The organism is Catenibacterium sp. GCM10023432 (assembly GCF_042651925.1).
GTDB lineage: Bacteria > Bacillota_I > Bacilli_A > Erysipelotrichales > Coprobacillaceae > Catenibacterium > Catenibacterium mitsuoka.
Genome location: NZ_JBHSEB010000051.1, coordinates 1 through 19,841, shown reverse-complemented (window position 1 = coordinate 19,841; position 19,841 = coordinate 1). Strand labels below are relative to the sequence as shown.

Sequence of the window (19,841 nt, the reverse complement as noted above, 5' to 3'; positions counted from 1 at the left end):
TAAAGGACGATTAAATCACATTTTCGATTTAATCGTCCTTTTTAGGTACACTATATAATTTGGCGCTTACGTTTGATAGATGGATAGGATATAATAACCCCCAGGAAACTAGATATCCTAAATCAATAGGGAGGGGAATTTGTTATTTAGCAATAAAGCAGTAGGTGAAGTATCTGTCAGGGTAGATGATCATTCCATTAAGAGATTATGTCATATAGTAAATAATCGCACCAATCAATAACATAAGACAATACTACTTTGTGGAAGATATACTCCAACAACAATACCAAATCAGAATGATTCACAAACCAAAATGCCTATGTAATGTAAACTATTTTACATCGGCGTGATTATGTATATGAATAAAAAAATTAGAAGACAAACTATTATGTTTTTACTATCATCAATTATATTAGCTTTTTTTGCAGGTATTTTAGGGACTCTTATAGGTGGAACACAAACCTTTATATGTACAGGTTTTGTTGGTCTACTCGTTATCATATTTAATCATTGTGGGATTGATACAACATTCTTAAATGAAGTGATATCAAATAATTTATTTTTGCTATGTATTATCTTCAATGCAGCTGGTTTAGCAACTGCTTATACTGGTACTAAACATGATATCAGAGGTGTTGAAACATCAAGATCACTTGCTTTCACAAATGATCCTTATGTTTTATTAGTTGGTGCATTAGGTGGTATATTAGGTTATTTAATCTTTGATTTTGAGAATTATTTTGGTTTTCCAGTAGATGCTGGTGCAGTATCTGTTATTTTAGTAGGAGTACTTGGAAGACTATTATTCAACAAAGAAAATACTTATAATAGAAAGAAACTTGATTTTTTAAAGAATGCATCTGTTAGTTTCTGGTTATTCCAGTTATTAATTGGTTTAGCTGTTTCTACAGTAATGGCTTATTTTGCGAAAAAAACAGGTCTATATACAATAGGTTTCTCAATTAGTGCTTTATCACTTATATTCGCATTAAATGATCCAGCATTCCCAGCAACACATCATACAACTCTTGTTGCTGGTTATGCCATTGCACAAACTGGAAATATTCTTATTGCGGTAGCAATTGTATTTGGGGTTATTGCACATTTCATTGGTTTATTATTTGGCATGGTATTCAATACTGATTGTGGTACTCATGTTGATCCACCAGCTGTTGCTATTGCGATATGTAGTTTGATTCTATTTACATTATTCTAATAAGATTGCTAGAGAAATCTAGTGGTCTTTTTTCATGTCAACGAAAATTATAACTATAAAAATTAAGTTGTAGTATGCGGAAAGTTAGAAGAGAAATAGGAATGGTGTAAAAGAAATTTAAACATTTTATAATGACGCCTAATAATAGTTGTTATCGAATGGTCAGGAGATACAAAAAGATTGGAATAGGTATATAATTGTAATAAAGAACATCAAAAGAAGAATTGTTGATATTTAGGAGATTTAGGAATGAAAAGAATTAATTGGGATTTAGAAGAAGCTGTTGCATTATATGATTTGTATTTTAAATCAGGGCAGACTCTTAGTATTGATAAGGATAAACTAAAACAATTGTCTGAGATTCTAAATAGAAGAGCACGATTAAAAGGATGGATAGTAGATGATAAGTTTAGGAATGTAACAGGATTATCTATGCAAGTAGCAACTATTCATTATATTGTGACTGGTGGTAAGGAAGGTTTGAAGAATAGTAGTAAGATTTTTAGAGAGGTATATGACTTATATAAAGAGGATCCAGAGAAGTTTGATAGGATGGTTAAGGAGTTCTATTTGAAATATGAATGAGTTAAAGAGGTTAATGGATTAATTTTCTATGAAGTTGGAGTGGAAAGTATAAAAGTAGAGTATCCAGATAATAAAGCTTCTTATATATTGTAAGTTCGCTATAATTTTTATGGAAACACCTTCCTATGTAGGGATATTAAATCCTTAGGATGTTTTAAGAGAATAATTGATTAGTGAGTCAAAATAAGAGATAAGATTCTTGTGAGAAAGTGATAGTTCAGGTATATGAAAAGGAAAAAGAGAAAACAAAATACAGTTGAAACTTATGATCACGTAGATCTTAAATGTATGTATGTTTACGATGATGTGTTTGGAACTGATAGAGGATGTTATTTTTTGGAACCTGATGGAATGCTTGCCTATGATTCTGATACAGGTAAATATTATTTTTGCAAGAGGGAGGAAAAGAATATTTTTTTGGATAGATGTCAACGTTCACTGGAATGTGGTAGAAACCTGTTTGCAGAAGAGTGGAGAAAATGGGAAGGCTATGAAGAAGGATGTTTGTATTAACTATTAGTACAAAATCTAAACGCATATTTTGGCAGTCAGACCATTAGAAGTGGAGAAATGCTTATGGAATTAAAAATAGGAGATAAATACGGTTGTCTAGAAGTCATCGGAGGTTGTGAAGAAGCTGAGGCAGATATTGTGCCTATAATTAAACAACTTGCTGAGAAAGAGTGGAATAAGTTTGAATATAGTTACTATAGGATTCTTTATAATTTTTATGAATATTTCGAATTAAGTGAAGAGGAAACAAATGCCTATTATAATAAAGATTCAATGCCTATAACTTTTATAGACAAGTTTAGAAATCATTATCGTGATTTTGAAAATGTAGAAATGTTTCTTTATCATGATCAGCATCCAAATACTTCTTTTAGTCTTTTGACTGCAATTAGAGAGAAACAGTTATATAAAGTAAGATGTAATAAATGCGGTAAGATTTATTATATGGATGATGGCAGTATAACTTGCGTCAATTGGCTACATTGCAAAAATCCAGATTGTTCTAACAAGAATCCGGCAAATCAAATCTCGGATTATTCAAAAAGTTTATATACTTGGCGTTCAGATAAGAATGAACTTCAAGCTTTAAATCAACAATTAGCTGTGGTAGATCAATTAGGAAATTCTCTTTCATATTATAGTGATGATTCTAGAATACAAATTTCATATATTTCAGATATTCATTTGGGACATCATTTAAAATATTATGATAATGATGAAGAGAAGATGATACGTATAATTGGAGATAGACTCTATAATTCATCTTTATCATCAGATATTGTTATATTTGATGGAGATATTTCTTCAGATAAAGAACTCTTTATGGAATTTTTCTCATACTACATGAGAAGGTATGATTTAGTCAGTTTTAAAAGATTTAGAAATGAATTGAGTAAATTGAAAGCAATGAAAGAAATGATTGCTGATGATCAGTGGTATAAGATTTCATATGCTAAGTTGTCAATGAGTATAGAAAAATTGAAAAGGGAACTTCTTCCAGAGTTTGATTTTATAAAGTTTGATAAATACAAGAAGAAATATAAACCTACTGATTCTAATACAAGTGCATTTGAATACTATCGAAAGGTAAAAAGTTTTAAATCCATAGAATTACCAGATTTAGTTATAAGAAAAATAGAAGTGGTAGTTTCTTTATTGGATTTAAAAGAGAAGAAGTACAAAGAGATAGAAGATTATAAATGTCATAGAGAAAAAATAAAACATGAAATTGAATCGTTTGAAAGTCAATATTGTAAGAAAGTTGAAGAAATAACGTTATTAGATTATAAGCATTCGTATCGAGGAAGTGTTTTTGTGGTTTTGGGTAACCATGATTATATTGCGTTTGAAAATGTGGATGCAGGAGTGGAATATTATAAGAATCAGTTATCAAAAATAGGAATCATGCTTTTACATAATACTTATAAAATAGGTGATGAATGTCTCATTTATGGTGGTACAGGATTTGCTAAGTATGATACAGTTTGGAATGCAGATAGTTTAGTATGTTGCAAGGGATTTTCAAGAGAAGACGAGATAAAAGAAACTGATGCTTTTGAGAAAGGATATTATGATGCATTATCATATGCTAAAAAGCATGGTCTTTGTTTTATATGTGTATCTCATTATCCTGTATCTGCTTGTTTGAATAATCATTATGAAAAGGAAGCTATTTACTTTACTGGACATACACATATAAATGAATTCATAAAGAACGAAGAGAAAGTTGTTTATGCAGATAATCAGATTGGCTATAAAAGTAATGATATTTACTTCAAGAAAGCAACAACTGGATTATATTTAAATCCATACGGTGAATTAGGCGAAGGATTATATAAGACCTCAGTAGATGATTATTTAGAGTTTTATAGATATATTGGTGAAAAAATAGGTAATGGAAAGCTATTAAATAATAGATTAAAGAATGGTGATACTGATTTCTATGTTCTCAAGCGTAAGGGATATTATGGATTCTTTTTATTGAGGAAGACAGGAGTTTCAAAAGGAATTTCTATAGTAAATGGTGGTGCAACAAAAAAATTAACATCATCAACAGAAATGAGTTGGGTTTGTGAGAATTTTGATATTATTTTGTCTAAATATTTGCAATCTATGATTCCATTAAGAAAACTTCAGGAACAGCTATCAAAGGAATTAAAAGATTTAGGGCTAGATGGTAAAATCCATGGCACTATAGTCGATATTGATTTTTTCCACCATATTATGATTAATCTTTATGATAACAGTATTAGTTATTACTATTCTCCATACTTTGGTGCAGTTGAATCATTAGGTTCATTTGATGATGTTATTAAGTCTTTATCAAGAAAGCATAGTTCTATTTTATCTGGAAATGAAGCTCAGGATTCTAAGAAACAATTAGATATAATTCAAGAGAAATATAATCAAAAATCAGCAAATTCGCAATATCTATTAGCTTCTATTCATGATAAGCAATTGATAGAATTATATGAACAAAAAACGGCTGAAATAACAAGCGATAAGTTGGTGCCGGTGAGTAGAACAGGTAAAATTTATGGGTTATCTAGAAACATCAATCAATTACAGCGATTGTTTAGTGGACATGTACTAAGACTATTTGACTTAAGTTTGACTGAAACAAGTCCGAGATCATTCAGACATACATTGTATAATGGCAAAAGATTTATATATGATTTTACTGAATATGCAGTAGTTGAAGATGATGGAACTGAGATGATTGTTGCTGAAATAGTTGATGTGGAAGCAACTAATAAAACGGGAAGTTTGCAATTGACAGGAGTTAGAGAAAGTTTTTCTATTACTGCATTAAAAAGTGCGTTTTCTAAAGGCCAATCATGGTGTTATAGGTGGGTAAAGTAATATAAAATCTATCTTTGGAGTTATCGAAGCAGTAAAAAATAGTAAGTTTATTAGGGGTTTATTTCACTGTTATTCATGATGGATTATGTTATCGTTAGAATCACACTATGTTTATAAATATTAAATATAAAAAAATCCTTCATTTGCATATAGAGAGTTGATATAATTTACTTTACGAAAAAGAGGCCAATTTAATCATAATTAAGTTGGTACCTTCTTTTTTATATGGGTTAACACCCACGAATATTAGAATCACGATCTATCGTTTGATAGTGTTCAAAGCAAAGCTTAGATTCTAAAAGATAAGTGAGAAGTTAATAACTAGGAGGACTTTATGAAAAAAACGATTTGTGAATTATTTGCTGGTGTAGGAGGATTCAGATTAGGATTTGAAAGAGCAAATTCTAACTGGGAAACTGTGTGGTTTTCACAATGGGAACCAGGAGCACGTACTCAATGGGCCAATCAATGCTATGTAGAACATTTTGGAAATTCTTTGGATATGAATGGAGAAATTCACACAGGTGAGGATATTTCTGTTGTAGATAAGAATAATATTCCTGATCATACTCTTTTAGTAGGTGGTTTTCCATGTCAGGATTATTCTGTTGCACAATCACTTTCAAGTTCTAAAGGAATTGAAGGTAAAAAAGGTGTACTTTGGTGGCAAATTAGAGATGTTATTGAAGCCAAGAAACCTGCTTTTTGTATTTTTGAAAATGTAGATAGATTACTTAAATCACCTGCAAAACAGCGTGGTAGAGATTTTGGTATTATATTAAGTTGTTTAAATGGATTAGGTTATTCAGCTGAATGGAGAGTGGTAAATGCAGCTGAATATGGTGCAGCACAGCGTAGAAGAAGAGTATTTATTTTTGCTTATAGAAATGATACACAGTATGCTGAATCTATGAATAAATACACTGAATTAGCTATGATCAATACTGATGGATTTATGGCTCAAGCTTTTCCTATTGAACAAATAGAAGAGTGTTTCGAAGGAGAACTATTAGATGATCTTATTGAAATGACTGATAAGTTCTCATTTGATTTCAAGCCAGCTGGCATAATGAGAAATGGTAAAATTTATACGAATAAGGTTGTTCCAGTATTGGAAAAGCCAATCTTGTTAGGTGAAATTCTTCAGTCTGATGTAGATGAAAATTTTTATATTTCATCTGAAAAGATGAGCAAGTGGACTTACTTAAAAGGTGCAAAAAAGATTAATAGAGTTTCTAAAACTGGGCATGAATATGTCTTTTCTGAAGGACCAGTAGGTTTTCCTGACTCATGGGATAAACCTGGTAGAACTATGTTAACAAGTGAATCTACATTAAATAGAAGTACGCATGTAGTATCAGATCCAAAAACTGGGAAGTTAAGAACATTAACTCCAATTGAAGCAGAACGTTTACAAGGCTTTGATGATGATTGGACTAATACTGGTATGCCTACTAGAATGAGATTCTTCTGTATGGGGAATGCATTGGTTGTACCTATGATTACAAGAATGGCTAAGGTTCTAGATAAAATAATTGATGAAGAACAGTAATCTTATGTCTTTAACATAAGATTATTCTATATTTGAGAGGAAAGGGTGAGAAGTATGAAGCTATTTGATTATGATGATTCTAATATTGAAAGCATATACTCATATGCTAAACAACTAGAAGGAATGACTTTTCATGAGATTTTAAATGAATATGAAAAGAGTCCATATAAGAGTTATGAAGATAATAAGAGAAATTCTAATACGATGGTTGTTAAGGAACAGTCAGGTACTTATACTGCAGCCCCCTCTTTAAATGAGAATGCTAAAGGTCAATTAGGAAACTTAATTGAGAAGTATTATTTTGGCTATGATCCTAACGGAAAGCAGGAAGCTGATTTTAATAAAACAGGTTTAGAGTTAAAACAGACTCCTATCGATATAAATAAAAAAGGTGAATTTAAAGCAGGTGAAAGATTATCTATTACTAACATTTCCTATAATGAACCAGTAGAGGAAGATTTCTTTAAGAGTCATGTATGGGATAAAATAAGAAAAATATTATTGATTCACTATTTAAGAGATAAATCTATTAATAGATTGGACTATACAATTAAGTTCATCAATTTATTTAGCCCTCCAAAAGAAGATTTAAAAGTTATTATTGATGATTATAATCTCATAAATGAAAAAATTAAACAAGGTAAAGCACATGAATTGAGTGAAGGAGATACAATGTATCTAGGAGCTTGTACAAAAGGTGCGACAGCTAAAAAGAGTATGAGACCGCAGTATTATGGTGAACATATTCCAGCCAAGAAAAGAAATTACTGTTTCAAGATATCGTATATGAATTATATTTTGAAGGAGTATGTACTAAAAGATAAAGTTCCTTGTGAATCTATAGTTAAAGAATCTATAGATAAGAGTTTTAAAGAATATGCCTTAGAGTTAATAAATAAGAATATCGGACGTACTGATAAAGAGTTATGTAAATACTATGGCAGAGTATACAATAAAAATAAGGCACAATGGAAAGATTTATCTTTTAGAATGTTAGGGATTAAAACAAATCAGGCTGCAGAATTTGAAAAAGCAAATATTGTAGTTAAGACTATTCGTCTTGAGGAAAATGGCAAAAATAAAGAAAGTATGTCTTTTTCGCCATTTAAATTTAAGGAATTAATTGAAGAAGAATGGGAAGATTCTAAGGTTTTTAATTATTTTGATACAACCCAATTCTTATTTGTAGTATTTCAAAAAGAAGATGACCACTATGTTTTAAAAGGGGCACAGTTCTGGCATATGCCCTACCATGATTTAAACGAGATAGTGTTTAATGAATGGAATGAGTATAAAAACATTATTAAGAATGGTGTTCAATTTAATTTCAATAAAAATTCGAAAGGCGAATTATCGGTTTCTAATAACCTGCCAGGGATGAAAGATACAGAAATCATTCATATGCGTCCGCATTCTCCAAAATCTGCTTACAAGCTTAATAATGGTTATATGAGTGGGAATATTGCAAAACATGCGGATCAATTACCAAATGGTGAATGGATGACTAGACAGAGTTTTTGGCTAAATAGAACATATGTATTAAAACAGTTGAAAGAATTAGGATTGATTTAGAAAGAATATTTTAAGTTTACACTATAAGAGTATCAATACTATATGGGAAAGTAATTAAAATAGCTATATTTGTAGAAGGATATATAGAGAATTGTGAATTTAGGAAGGATTGAATATGGCAAAGAGAGTAGTAAAGAATTATCCATCACCTAGATTGATGGAAACAATTGGAGCAACCAATCAGAAACCAGCAGAAGCGATAGGGGAATTAGTGGCTAATTGTTTTGATGCTCGATATAATGATGAAAAATTGAATATTACTATTGATATGAGAAATGGGAATATTGTTGTTATGGATAATGGGAAAGGTATGACAGCAGATGTTCTTGAAAAGGCAGTTTGTATTGCTGAGGATATGTCTAAACATATTGAAAGAGGCGAAGGCGCAAAAGGTCATTTCGGCATGGGATTTAAAACATCATGCTCAACTTTAGGGAAGTTCTATGAAATATACACAAAAAGCGCGAATGAAGATACTGAGCTTCATGTAGAGTTTGATATTAAGGATTATAGCAATAGACCTACTGGTAAAGATGCATGGGATGTTGTTATTGAAGAAGAAAAGTCATTTATAGCGTCACCTATCAAGAATATGACTCATGGTACAGCATTTGTAATTAAAAGATTAAATGATAGACATACATTTGCAAGTTCAGTTCTTGAATACCTAGGAGAAGCATTTAAAGGTCATCTTGAAAGAGGAGATAAGATTACTGTAATTACTGATGAGGGTTCTAAATACGAAGCTATACCGAAACAGTATAATTTTATTCCAAATACTAAAATTATTATCGATGAAACATTTGGTTCTAATGATGAATATCATATTACTGGATGGGTAGCACTAGATTCACAAACTCACAATGATGGCTTATATGGTTTTAATATCTATAGAAATAATCAGCTTGTTGAAAAATGGGATAAATCTTGGTTCAAGCCTCACTTGATGACAAGTAGAATTATCGGTGAAGTAAATATGGATTTCTTAGAAGCAACTTTCTATAAGCAGGGTACACAGCAAAGTGATAGTTGGGAAGCTTCAAGAAGTCATATGCATGAATTTTTGAAAGATATAGTTTCTGCATCTAGAGATGTGAGTAGAAAAGGAAATATTAGTAAACCAACTGAACTAAAGAGAATTGTTTCTAAATTAAATGCTGATTATGGTACAGGTGAATTAACTTCATCAAACGAAACTGATAAATCAGCTGAGAAGATTTCACCTGAGCATCAAAAGAAAGAAACAAGTATTAATGAAAGTATAGGCGCGATTGTTAAAGAAGAATCATTGATACTTAAAGGTGGTCAGGAAATAGCTATTGTCTATTTAGAAAAAGAATCAGACATTATTGATGCCCCGTTTGACTATATTTATCAGGAGCCATTAGATGAAGATGATAATGCAGAATTACAAGTAATTCTCTTCAAAAATCATCAATTATGGGAAAAGAGAATTGACTCAGAAGTACAGAAAATATTAGCAACTTCAGATGCTATATATAGAGTTTTAGTAGAGAAACTGCATTATGAAACATCTGAATCTTTAATGATAAGAAATGAATGGATAAAAGAAAGAACGACTAAGAAGGAGGGATAGTATGAATAAAGTAGAAGCATTAGATCAAATTAAGACTAATTGGGAAGATAAAGATATAAAACTAGGTGATAAGATAAGTAGTATTTCTGATTTATTTTATTCTGAAGGCTTAGATTTATCTGGAACTGCTGCTTTTATTAAAGCGACTCCTTCTGAGTTAGAAGCATTGTTGTCATTAGGTGCATTAAATTCAGAAATATTAGATATGATTTCAGATGTTAATCCACCTAAAACTACTTGGACAATGTTAGGAAATGCCAGTGATGAAGAAATTATAGAAGCCCTTCAGGGATTGAAAAATGATAAAGATAAATTTAAGATGGATGATAAGCATATAACGTATAGTGAGTATGTCTACAACAAGATGATTGAAATTTCAGGTTTACCTGTAGAAGAAAGGGTTTTAGAAATTGAACCTGATGAGCTTAAACATTTCTTGAAAAAAGATGAAGATTTTAAGGTTTTAAACGATTGGTCAGTTAGATTCTTAAAGAGTATTATTGCAAATGAAAGAAAAGGAAAAGTTCTTTCAGTTAAGCAGAAGAAGAAACTTGTAGAAACATTAGTTCAATTAGCTGATAACAATGTTATTACAAGAAGAAGTGTTGATGGAGATGGTGAACTCTGCAACAAGGTTTTAGATATACTTGGTAGATAAATATGGAATTGGATAATATGGATAATGCTATTGAAATGAATATTATTGCTAAAATGGCTGAGATGCCAGCTAACTTTTTTGTTTCTGGTGATATTCCATCTCTTTATATGCATCAGGAAAGAACTGTTATTGATGCATTATCAAGATGGCCTGTAAGGGTTATGTTTTCTGATGAGGTGGGGCTTGGTAAAACATTTGAAGCTGCAGCTACACTTGCTTTTTTGATTAAATATGCTGACATTAAAAGAGTGGTTATACTTACTCCTAAATCTGTATTAAACCAATGGCAGGAAGAATTATATAAACATTTTGAAATAGATGCGTGGTTATATGATTCTGGAGATAAATCATATAGGTCTATTAGACAAGGTGTTATTCCTATGAATGGTAGAAATCCTTTAGGAATCAGAAGTCCAGATATAATTCTTATGTCTGCACAGTATGCAAGGGGTACTAAAGGTAATACGAGTGTATTTTTGAAAAAGGATACAATACTTCCGGAATTATTAATTGTTGATGAAGCACATGCTGCTCGTGTTACATCAGATATATCTGGAAAACGTAAAAAGACACAGTTATATAAAATGCTAGAAGAAGTATCAAAGAAAATTCCACATCTTATTTTGGCTACAGCTACCCCTATGCAGAAAGAAGCTTTTGAATATCATGCGATGTTAAAACTATTAGGTTTACCAAAACTGTGGGAAAAAGAAGATAATTACAATCTATCTTTAAGTGTTATTGGTAGCGATAGTAAGCTAAGTTTATCAGATACTTCAATCGCAGGTAATTTGCTGTATACAACCTTAAAGAAGATGAATCCAGACACAAGTACTTTGAGTAGTGAAGAACAAGAACTTGTAAGTTTTTTTAAGAACGAATATAAATCTGTAGATAGTTTGGAAAGAGCAGAATATATTCTGAAGCGATGGGATTGTTTTAAAAGTGTATTTATTAAATTGCACCCAGCTAGACTTTTGACTGTAAGAAATACAAGAAAGTCTTTAACTGCTGTAGGATATAAGTTTCCAAAAAGAAATCTTGAACAAGTGAATTTATATAATTCGGATGAAATTGAAAAATTCTATAGTAGAGTAAATTACTATTTGCATACTAAATGTTTTTTGATGGAGATTGCGCTAAATCCTAATAGGATAATACCTTTGGGATTTATTAAAATAAGTTATCAACAACGTGTAGCATCTTCTCTATATTCTTGTAAGAAGAGCTTAGAAAGACGTTTGCATAAAGCGGAAGGACTATTAGCAGAAATTAATGCGACTGGTAAAATTCCTACAGGACGAGTTGATATTTCAAGTTTTGAAGATGATGATTGGGATTTGTTTGATGAAGATTGTTATGATTCACATTTAAATGATGAAAAGAATGTGAAAAATGTTATTCGTGCTATAAATCTTGAAAAGTCAGATTTATTATCATTAGTAAAAGAAGCAGATTATTTGTTAGATATGGTAGGCGATAGAAAAGTTATTGAGTCTATCAATCTAGGCTTAAGATGTGTTTCTGAGAATGACGCTGTTTTATTATTTTCTAGATATACTGATACGATAGATGCTCTATTGCAGGAGTTTAATAGTCGTGATGTTGATTATCCATATGCTGTTTATACAGGCAGTCGAGCTGTTATAGTAAAAGGAGATAAAACTAAAGAAACTAGCAAAGATGAAATAAAAAGAGAATTGTTTGCTGGAAATATTCAACTAGTCTTTTGTTCTGATGCCGCTTCTGAGGGTTTAAATCTCCAAGCAGCAAGGGTGCTTATTAATGTAGATGTGCCATGGACTCCAGCTAGACTCGAACAGCGAATTGGAAGAATAGCAAGACTTGGACAAAAAGCTGATCAGGTAGATGTATATAATGTCTGGTATCCGCATAGTGTAGAAGCAAAGATGTACACAAGAATTCAGCAAAGACTTAAAACAGCTAATTTGGCAGTAGGGGATTTTCCTGAAGTTATTGCAAAAGAAATTAGAATGTCCTTATTACATGATGATGAACCAGTTGATTCAGGATTAAATCAACTAAAGCAAATACGTAATTCTTATCAAACAAAAGCATTAGAAACATTGTGGACGAATACAAAGGAAAAAATCACTATTTCTGAATGTATTAGAAATGATTTGATAAGATTGTGTAAAAAACAATTTGATTGGGTAGATACTAATGTTGAGGGAATGATTCAAGTTGAATTACCGGATAATACAAGTATTGATTTGACTGCTGAGTGTGGTGAAAAAGAAAGTATAAATCTTAAATCATTACCTTTTAAATATACTGATGTGTATATGTATAATGTTAAGTATGTAAATGATTCATTACAAAATGTTTCATATATAGCAGATTTAGATGGTAATCCGATTAAGTTTGAGAAAATTCTAGATATTAGTATGAATAATCGTTGTATAGAAGAAAAAGATTTACAAGTAGGATGGCCGATTACTTTATTAAATCCTAATAACTTGAATCTTGAGTATGCTGTTGAGTATGAAGTAAAGAGACCTTCGAGGTATTGGAAAGAGAATAATTAAAAAACATTTAATTTTACGAACCTGCTTTTTGAGGAGCAGGTTTTTATTGTTAATGGGGAAGGTATTGTGGATATTTTTAATGGATATTTAGATAATGAAAAGGTTCAATAGTTTCATAATATTTCGTTTTTTTTTTGCATGCCACAGTTGGGTTTGATAGCTAATGAAAAATGCCTTTTATAAATTTATTTATAGATAAAAAAATTTCATTATTTTTAAACTGATTAAGAAGAAAATGTGCATTAATTAGTATTAATGCCTAAATAAAGCGGTAGGTAGGTAATATCCTGTGTTAAAGATAAAAAAGTGGTATTATATATGTTAAGTAATACATAATTATGTGATTAATCAATAGAGAGAGGGAAGTTAATATGCGAGTAGAAATATCTGGATTTAAGAATTTATATGATTTTAAATGTGATTTTAAAGAAGGAAAAATCAATGTTATTTATGGAAAATCAGGATGCGGTAAAAGCTCTATATCTGAGGCTTTATTAAATAAGGATTTTGAAAATAATAAATCAGTTGATTTTGAAGGTGAGGTATCTGTAAAAGTAGATGGGTCACAAAACTATGATATCTCCGTATTTGATAGGGATAAATTAAGCGATTATGTCATCAATAAAAAAGATACTAATTTCTATTCTATTTTAGTGGACGATGATAAAGCTCTAAGAAAGGAACTTAAGGAATTAGAAAATTTAGTCCAAGAATTAAGAACAAGTTTATATCAAAGTGATAATTTGTTTCAGGAATACAAGACAGTACAAAAAGAACTTGGATGCTCTTCCTTAACAAAAGATAATAAGTTGTCTGCAAAATCTAAAATTTTAAAACTTGAGAGTGCTTTAAATACAACTAATAAAAGAAGTTATGTTTCACAAATTGAAAAAATGCCAAATGGGAAATTAAAGTGGATTAAAGATGGTGAAAAGTATAGGGATAGTGAACATTGTCCTTATTGTAATTTGCGTTTGAGTAAATCCAATGCCAAATATATTGATTTTGTTAATAAATTCGAAGCAAAAGCAGTTGATAAATATATTGAATTACATGATAAGCTTCCGACTACTGGAGATACTTTATTGGCGTTTAATAGTAAATCAGTTCATGCTGCGGTACATATAATAAGAAATTTACAAATTGCAATAAAAGACTATGAAAATATTGCAAATAAAATGCAAAATATTGATTATTTAAATATATCTGCTTATGTACAAACTGATATGACTATAAGTGATGAATTAAAGACATTTTTTCCGGATGTATATATGGCTGCTAAAAAAATAAATAAAAAAAATAAGGCTGTAATTGGCAAAATAAATCAAGCAAAAAATAAGACAAAAACTATACTCAACAAACGTGTTCAGCCTTTAAATAATTATTTAAGAGCATTAGATATTCCATACAGCATAAGTGCTTCCTATAGTAGTAATAAGAGTATTAAGGGCTATAAAATTACTTTAAATAATGATGTCGAACAGAAAGATAGACCAACAGGTTTATCAAATGGTGAAAAAAATTTAGTTGCTTTATTGATGTTTATATACGAGTGTAAAAACAATAATAACATTATTATAATTGACGATCCTGCATCTGATTATGATGATTATAGAATGAATCAGATATATAATATAATTTCTAAAGAACTGAAAAATAGAACTGTAATTGTATTATCTCATAATTGTGCATTTGCTAAATACGCATTAGCTGACAGGTATAACAAAGGCTTAGTACAATACTTTACGAATATAAATAAAAAAGCCATTTTACAAATAATTGAGAAGGATGATTTTAATGACTTCGATGAATTTGTTATAAATAGAATTAAAAGAACAAATGATTATTACAGTAAAATATTTAATTTGAGATTATTGTATGAAGGTAAACGCGGATTTGTTTATCAATACCTTTCTGCGATTGTTCATTGCGCAAGCAAGTATGAAGTTGAAACAGAATTAGCTAAGATTAATAAAGAAGAAAAGGATGTATTCAATGAAATTTACAAAAAATTTCCGCAATTAAAAGAAATTCAGTTTGAAGAATATGATGATAAGAAAAAGATAAGTATTAGAGATTATACACTTATCGAAAAAGCTTTTTATATTCGTGAGAAATGCAATGATAAAGATATTAAAAAAGAATTAAGTGATATGATTCATTTGAATCAAAAATTAAAAGTATGCTTAAATCCATATAAATTTGAGTATCGTTCAAATAATTTGGATGATTACTTAAAAGAAAATAATTTCGAATGATTACTTCTAGCATTGCTTTCAGTATATTTCAAAAAAGGATTGTATAATTTTTCTATAACTATTACGTTATTCATATTCTCTCACTTAAATAATGAAAGAAGGTAGACAGATGATTGTATATTCAGGAATAAAAAATGACTTTCTACATGCAGTAGAAATGGATTCTATTGCTCAGGAAATAGAAGAAACAATATATACTAAGATGCATAAAAAAACTGCTCGTAATGAATTCCGTTCATGGGAGAACTCTTTAGAATATATGTATAAAGTATTGAATGATCAAGCAATACCGGAAGATTCTGGTATTGCGATTGAGTATAATATTCCTCAAACATCTAAGAGAGTAGACTTTATCATCTCAGGATATGGAGAAAATAAAGAGCCTAACGTTGTTGTTATTGAATTAAAACAATGGGATAAAGTAGAAGCAGTCACTGGGCAGGATGCATTAGTAGAAACATTTACTGGTGGTGCAGTACGTAAAGTAGTACATCCTTCCTATCAAGCATGGTCTTATGCAGCCATGATAAATGACTATAATCAGAATGTACAGATGGAGAATATCCAATTACATCCATGTGCTTACCTACATAACTATAGAAAGAGTAATCCAGAGAAATTAGAGCAGAATCAATATCAGGAATATGTTGAAGATTCACCTATCTTTGCGAGATGTGAAGTATCTAAGTTAAGAGAGTTTATTAAGAAGTCTGTAAAGACAGGTGATAATAAACAAATCTTATATGAGATTGATAACGGTAAGATTAAGCCTTCTAAAAGCCTTCAGGACTCTATTAAGAGTATGATTGAAGGTAATCAAGAGTTTATCATGATTGATGAACAGAAGGTCGTATATGAAGAAATATTACAGACTTCATTAAAGTGCATGGAAGATTACAAGAAACGTACAGTAGTAGTGAAAGGTGGTCCTGGTACTGGTAAAACTGTAGTCGCTATTAATCTATTATCAAAACTTACTAATGAAGGATTATTTGTACAATATACTTCTAAGAATAGTGCTCCTAGAAATGTCTATGCAAAGAAACTAACAGGACATAAGAATAGTAGCATTAATAATATGTTTAAAGGTGCTGGTTCTTATATAGATGTTGAATCCAATATCATAGATACAATACTATGTGATGAAGGACATAGATTAACTGCAAGAACACAGTTAGGCCCTAGAGTTGTTGGAGAAAACCAGATTAAAGAAATCATGAACGCATGTCTATGTAGTGTATTCTTTATAGATGAGAGTCAAAGAGTCACACTAAGCGATATAGGTTCTGTTGCTGAAATAAGAAAATGGGCTAAAGAACTTGATTCAGAAGTATCTGAATTAGAACTTCTTTCTCAATTCAGATGTAATGGTTCTAATGGATACTTGGCATGGTTAGATGATGTATTAGAAATAAGAGAAACAGCTAATTATGATCTAAAAGATATAGATTATGATATAAGGATCCTAGATACACCTAATGAAGTAAGAGATTTGATATTTGAAAAGAACCAGATAGATAATCGTTCTAGAATGTTAGCAGGTTATTGCTAGGAATGGATTAAGGCAGGTAAGAACGATTCAACAGTACATGATATAAAGATTGATGACTTTGAAATGAGCTGGAATTTAGGTAATAGTTCTACATTTGCGATAGATGAGAATTCTATTAATGAGATAGGATGCATTCATACATCTCAAGGATTAGAGTTTGATTATGCAGGTGTTATTATTGGCGATGATATGAGATATGAAGATGGTCATATTGTGACTGATTTTAATAAGTGCGCAAGAACAGATTAGTCTTTAAAGGGAATAAAGAAACTATATAAACAAGATCCAGACAAAGCATTAAAAGAAGCGGATCAAATCATAAAAAACACTTATAGAACTCTTATGACAAGAGGAATGAAAGGCTGTTATGTTTATTGTATCAATAAAGAACTAGCAGACTATTTAAGAGAACGTATAAAGTAGAGGATAACTAACATGAGAGAAGAAACAGTAAATAGAATAAGAAAATTCACAGAAGATAGAGACTGGGATCAATTCCATTCACCAGCTAATCTAGCTAAGTCTATCGTAATAGAAGCAGCAGAACTATTAGAATGTTTTCAGTGGTCTGATGATAATTATGATTTACAGCATGTTAAAGAAGAATTAGCTGATGTGATTGTATATAGTCAGAATCTATTAGATAAGCTAGGATTAGATGCTGATGAGATAGTGAATATGAAGATGAGTCAGAATGAAGCTAAGTACCCTGTAGAAAAGGCTAAGGGTAAGAGTGATAAGTATACAGAATTGTAATTGTGGATTTTATGATTGATGAAATGATTTGTTGCAAGTGTTCTAAATATACAACAGAAATTGTATGAAATGCATAATATAAACATATCGAATAAAAGTATTCTTATTCTGTCTGAAAACAATATTTTGTATCAACTTACCACATTTTAAACTTAAAATTAATAGGAAAAATAAATTATGATTGATGTATATTTGAATAAAGATGATAGTATAGAAAAGATAGATTATCCTCATTTTGGAACAGATAGTATAAAAAAAGAAGACTTATCAGAACTCAAAGAGAATTTAAAAGAGATAAATTTGGAAGTTAGACAAATTCAAAAAATAGCAAAGGTATTTAAATCGGATGATCAACTTAAAGATGAAATATTATGCGCACAATTAAAATATATTAGTGGTATCAAGTTGGTTGGTAGAATCAAGCGTCCTAGCAGATTCCAATTTCATCTTAATCCACCATCATCTATTCTCTACACTCGTGTCTATGTAGACACTGGTAGATGTGAACATAGTATAAGAGAATGCCAAAATGATGCTGATAAAGATGACTTATATTTTGAAAGAATGACATTGGATGAGTTTGGATATTACATGTCATGGAGAACAAAAATATTAAATCATAAACCAGTTCGTTATGAAGATGAACTGAGCTTGATTTTGGAAAAAGAGTTAATTTTTGGTACTATTGATAATTCGGGAGACATGTTAAAATATCTAATGACTGTATTTGGTGATTATACGAGTGTTTTTAAACGTTATTATGAAGATATGCAAAAGATTAAATCTGATATGAAAGCATATGTAGATGAGAAAAAACGAAAAGCAGAAGTATGGGATCATTTTGCTCTTAATCATGAATACTATAATTGTAATTTTGAATATAAATACAAAGGGTATGAAAGTGTTTGTGAATACATCAGAATGGGAACAGGATTTAGTTTGTCAGATTCTTTATATGGAAAATTTAAGGAACAAGATTTAAAAAGAATTTTTATAGAAATATTTGATTTAGCAATAAGTGATATAGCTACGTGGGTTATTGATAAAGGAATTCCGTTTGGAGAAGTGTTCATTGCAAACAAACAGCCATATAAGTTTTTCTGTGGAAATGCTTCCCAAGAAATTATTACTAGATTATATAATACATATGATGATTTCTTTACATATGTAGAAAATAGAGGAACAAGAGAATTTAGAAGACTGTTACTTTATTTGATTGATAATAGTGTGAGAAAATGCATACAATTTAAAGAATCTAATAAAGTATATGATCAAATAAATATATGCAAAAATTATTTACCTAAGGAAAACCAGGAAAAAATATTGATTGATTTAGTTGATTTTACAAATGAATTAGTTGAACAAATTGCTTTTTCAAAATATAGATCTGCATTTATGTACATGAGAGAAATACAGACTAATAAAGGAAAAAAGTCCAGATAGAATAAAAGAAAAATTAAACAGATTTTTGAAATTTAATCTCAATTAAAGAATTAAGTTTTAGTATTTAATGACTAGAATACTAACGGTATACAATAAGCAATTGCAGTGTATAAAGGGTAGAATTAATTCCATTCACCAGCTAGTCTAGCTAAGTCTATAGTAATAGAAGCAGCAGAACTATTAGAATGTTTCCAGTGGTTTGATGATAATTGTGATTTACAGCATGTGAAGGAAGAACTTGCTGATGTTATTGTATATAGGCAGAATCTATTAGATAAGCTAGGATTAGATGCTGATGAAATAATGAATATGAAGATGAGTCAGAATGAAGCAAAGTACCCAGTAGAGAAGGCTAAGGGTAAGAATGATAAGTATATTTAATTGTAATATGTGAGGGATTTGTAAGTATAATTAAACATATATGCAAAAGGGAACAATCAGATTTGGTTGTTTCTTTTGTCTTTATTTAAAATGATGTTAATTGATATTTTATACGATTATTAAATAAATATGATATTCTTTAATTTTAATATTATTATACGTAGTGATTATCTAACTAATAGAAAATATTTATAGTTCATTAAATATGCAACATGCTTAATTTGTAAAGATGTAATGATAGGGAGGTGCGGACAATTTCTTGGACCAAAGATGATGCAGGTAGAGTCAAAAGTTTATGAAAAACTTGATGAATGACAGATTTCAGGGCTCGATGAACGATGCGATAT

The 19,841-nt window shown here is 30.1% G+C and carries 12 protein-coding genes and 2 pseudogenes; all 14 read left to right on the top strand.

The annotated features are described in order from the left end of the window. Positions 1–388 precede the first annotated feature (388 nt). Entirely contained in the window at positions 389–1,216 is an 828-nt protein-coding gene (locus ACFOZZ_RS07605) for a hypothetical protein (RefSeq protein WP_376815007.1), read from the top strand. A gap of 249 nt (positions 1,217–1,465) precedes the next feature. Then, complete coding sequence (locus ACFOZZ_RS07600; protein WP_376815006.1) at positions 1,466–1,801, top strand: hypothetical protein; 336 nt, start codon at positions 1,466–1,468, stop codon at positions 1,799–1,801. A 225-nt stretch (positions 1,802–2,026) separates the two neighbouring features. Beyond that, positions 2,027–2,314 carry a hypothetical protein gene (locus tag ACFOZZ_RS07595; protein WP_376815005.1) on the top strand — a complete coding sequence of 96 codons (288 nt, stop codon included), beginning with the start codon at positions 2,027–2,029 and terminating at the stop codon, positions 2,312–2,314. A gap of 63 nt (positions 2,315–2,377) precedes the next feature. Further along, complete coding sequence (locus ACFOZZ_RS07590; protein WP_376815004.1) at positions 2,378–5,176, top strand: metallophosphoesterase; 2,799 nt, start codon at positions 2,378–2,380, stop codon at positions 5,174–5,176. A 334-nt stretch (positions 5,177–5,510) separates the two neighbouring features. Then, positions 5,511–6,728 (top strand): DNA (cytosine-5-)-methyltransferase, encoded by a 1,218-nt coding sequence (dcm, locus tag ACFOZZ_RS07585; RefSeq protein ID WP_376815003.1) that lies wholly within the window; start codon positions 5,511–5,513, stop codon positions 6,726–6,728. A gap of 54 nt (positions 6,729–6,782) precedes the next feature. Next, positions 6,783–8,300: a Sau3AI family type II restriction endonuclease gene (locus ACFOZZ_RS07580; protein WP_376815002.1), complete on the top strand. Its 1,518-nt coding sequence runs from the start codon at positions 6,783–6,785 to the stop codon at positions 8,298–8,300. Positions 8,301–8,415: 115 nt separating this feature from the next. Further along, positions 8,416–9,897 carry an ATP-binding protein gene (locus tag ACFOZZ_RS07575; protein WP_376815001.1) on the top strand — a complete coding sequence of 494 codons (1,482 nt, stop codon included), beginning with the start codon at positions 8,416–8,418 and terminating at the stop codon, positions 9,895–9,897. Position 9,898: 1 nt separating this feature from the next. Continuing rightward, positions 9,899–10,555 (top strand): hypothetical protein, encoded by a 657-nt coding sequence (locus tag ACFOZZ_RS07570; RefSeq protein ID WP_376815000.1) that lies wholly within the window; start codon positions 9,899–9,901, stop codon positions 10,553–10,555. Positions 10,556–10,572: 17 nt separating this feature from the next. Then, positions 10,573–13,104: a helicase-related protein gene (locus ACFOZZ_RS07565; RefSeq protein WP_376814999.1), complete on the top strand. Its 2,532-nt coding sequence runs from the start codon at positions 10,573–10,575 to the stop codon at positions 13,102–13,104. Positions 13,105–13,475: 371 nt separating this feature from the next. Further along, the gene (locus tag ACFOZZ_RS07560; protein WP_376814998.1) at positions 13,476–15,362 is read left to right on the top strand and encodes an AAA family ATPase; all 1,887 of its coding nucleotides are present in this window, start codon (positions 13,476–13,478) and stop codon (positions 15,360–15,362) included. Positions 15,363–15,453: 91 nt separating this feature from the next. Beyond that, positions 15,454–17,337, top strand: a pseudogene (locus ACFOZZ_RS07555) (DNA/RNA helicase domain-containing protein). Positions 17,338–17,349: 12 nt separating this feature from the next. Then, positions 17,350–17,670, top strand: coding sequence for a nucleotide pyrophosphohydrolase (locus ACFOZZ_RS07550; RefSeq protein ID WP_006506730.1), 321 nt, complete (start codon positions 17,350–17,352; stop codon positions 17,668–17,670). Between the two features lie 177 nt (positions 17,671–17,847). Next, complete coding sequence (locus ACFOZZ_RS07545; RefSeq protein WP_376814997.1) at positions 17,848–19,113, top strand: hypothetical protein; 1,266 nt, start codon at positions 17,848–17,850, stop codon at positions 19,111–19,113. Between the two features lie 126 nt (positions 19,114–19,239). After that, positions 19,240–19,494: pseudogene (locus ACFOZZ_RS07540) on the top strand (MazG-like family protein); the annotation flags it as partial. Positions 19,495–19,841: the final 347 nt, after the last annotated feature.

Coding starts and splice junctions, on each gene's coding strand:
- ACFOZZ_RS07600 (WP_376815006.1), top strand. CDS start 1,466: ATGAAAAGAATTAATTGGGATTTAGAAGAAGCTGTTGCATTATATGAT.
- ACFOZZ_RS07560 (WP_376814998.1), top strand. CDS start 13,476: ATGCGAGTAGAAATATCTGGATTTAAGAATTTATATGATTTTAAATGT.
- ACFOZZ_RS07550 (WP_006506730.1), top strand. CDS start 17,350: ATGAGAGAAGAAACAGTAAATAGAATAAGAAAATTCACAGAAGATAGA.
- dcm (WP_376815003.1), top strand. CDS start 5,511: ATGAAAAAAACGATTTGTGAATTATTTGCTGGTGTAGGAGGATTCAGA.
- ACFOZZ_RS07575 (WP_376815001.1), top strand. CDS start 8,416: ATGGCAAAGAGAGTAGTAAAGAATTATCCATCACCTAGATTGATGGAA.
- ACFOZZ_RS07580 (WP_376815002.1), top strand. CDS start 6,783: ATGAAGCTATTTGATTATGATGATTCTAATATTGAAAGCATATACTCA.
- ACFOZZ_RS07595 (WP_376815005.1), top strand. CDS start 2,027: ATGAAAAGGAAAAAGAGAAAACAAAATACAGTTGAAACTTATGATCAC.
- ACFOZZ_RS07605 (WP_376815007.1), top strand. CDS start 389: ATGTTTTTACTATCATCAATTATATTAGCTTTTTTTGCAGGTATTTTA.
- ACFOZZ_RS07545 (WP_376814997.1), top strand. CDS start 17,848: ATGATTGATGTATATTTGAATAAAGATGATAGTATAGAAAAGATAGAT.
- ACFOZZ_RS07565 (WP_376814999.1), top strand. CDS start 10,573: ATGGATAATGCTATTGAAATGAATATTATTGCTAAAATGGCTGAGATG.
- ACFOZZ_RS07570 (WP_376815000.1), top strand. CDS start 9,899: ATGAATAAAGTAGAAGCATTAGATCAAATTAAGACTAATTGGGAAGAT.
- ACFOZZ_RS07590 (WP_376815004.1), top strand. CDS start 2,378: ATGGAATTAAAAATAGGAGATAAATACGGTTGTCTAGAAGTCATCGGA.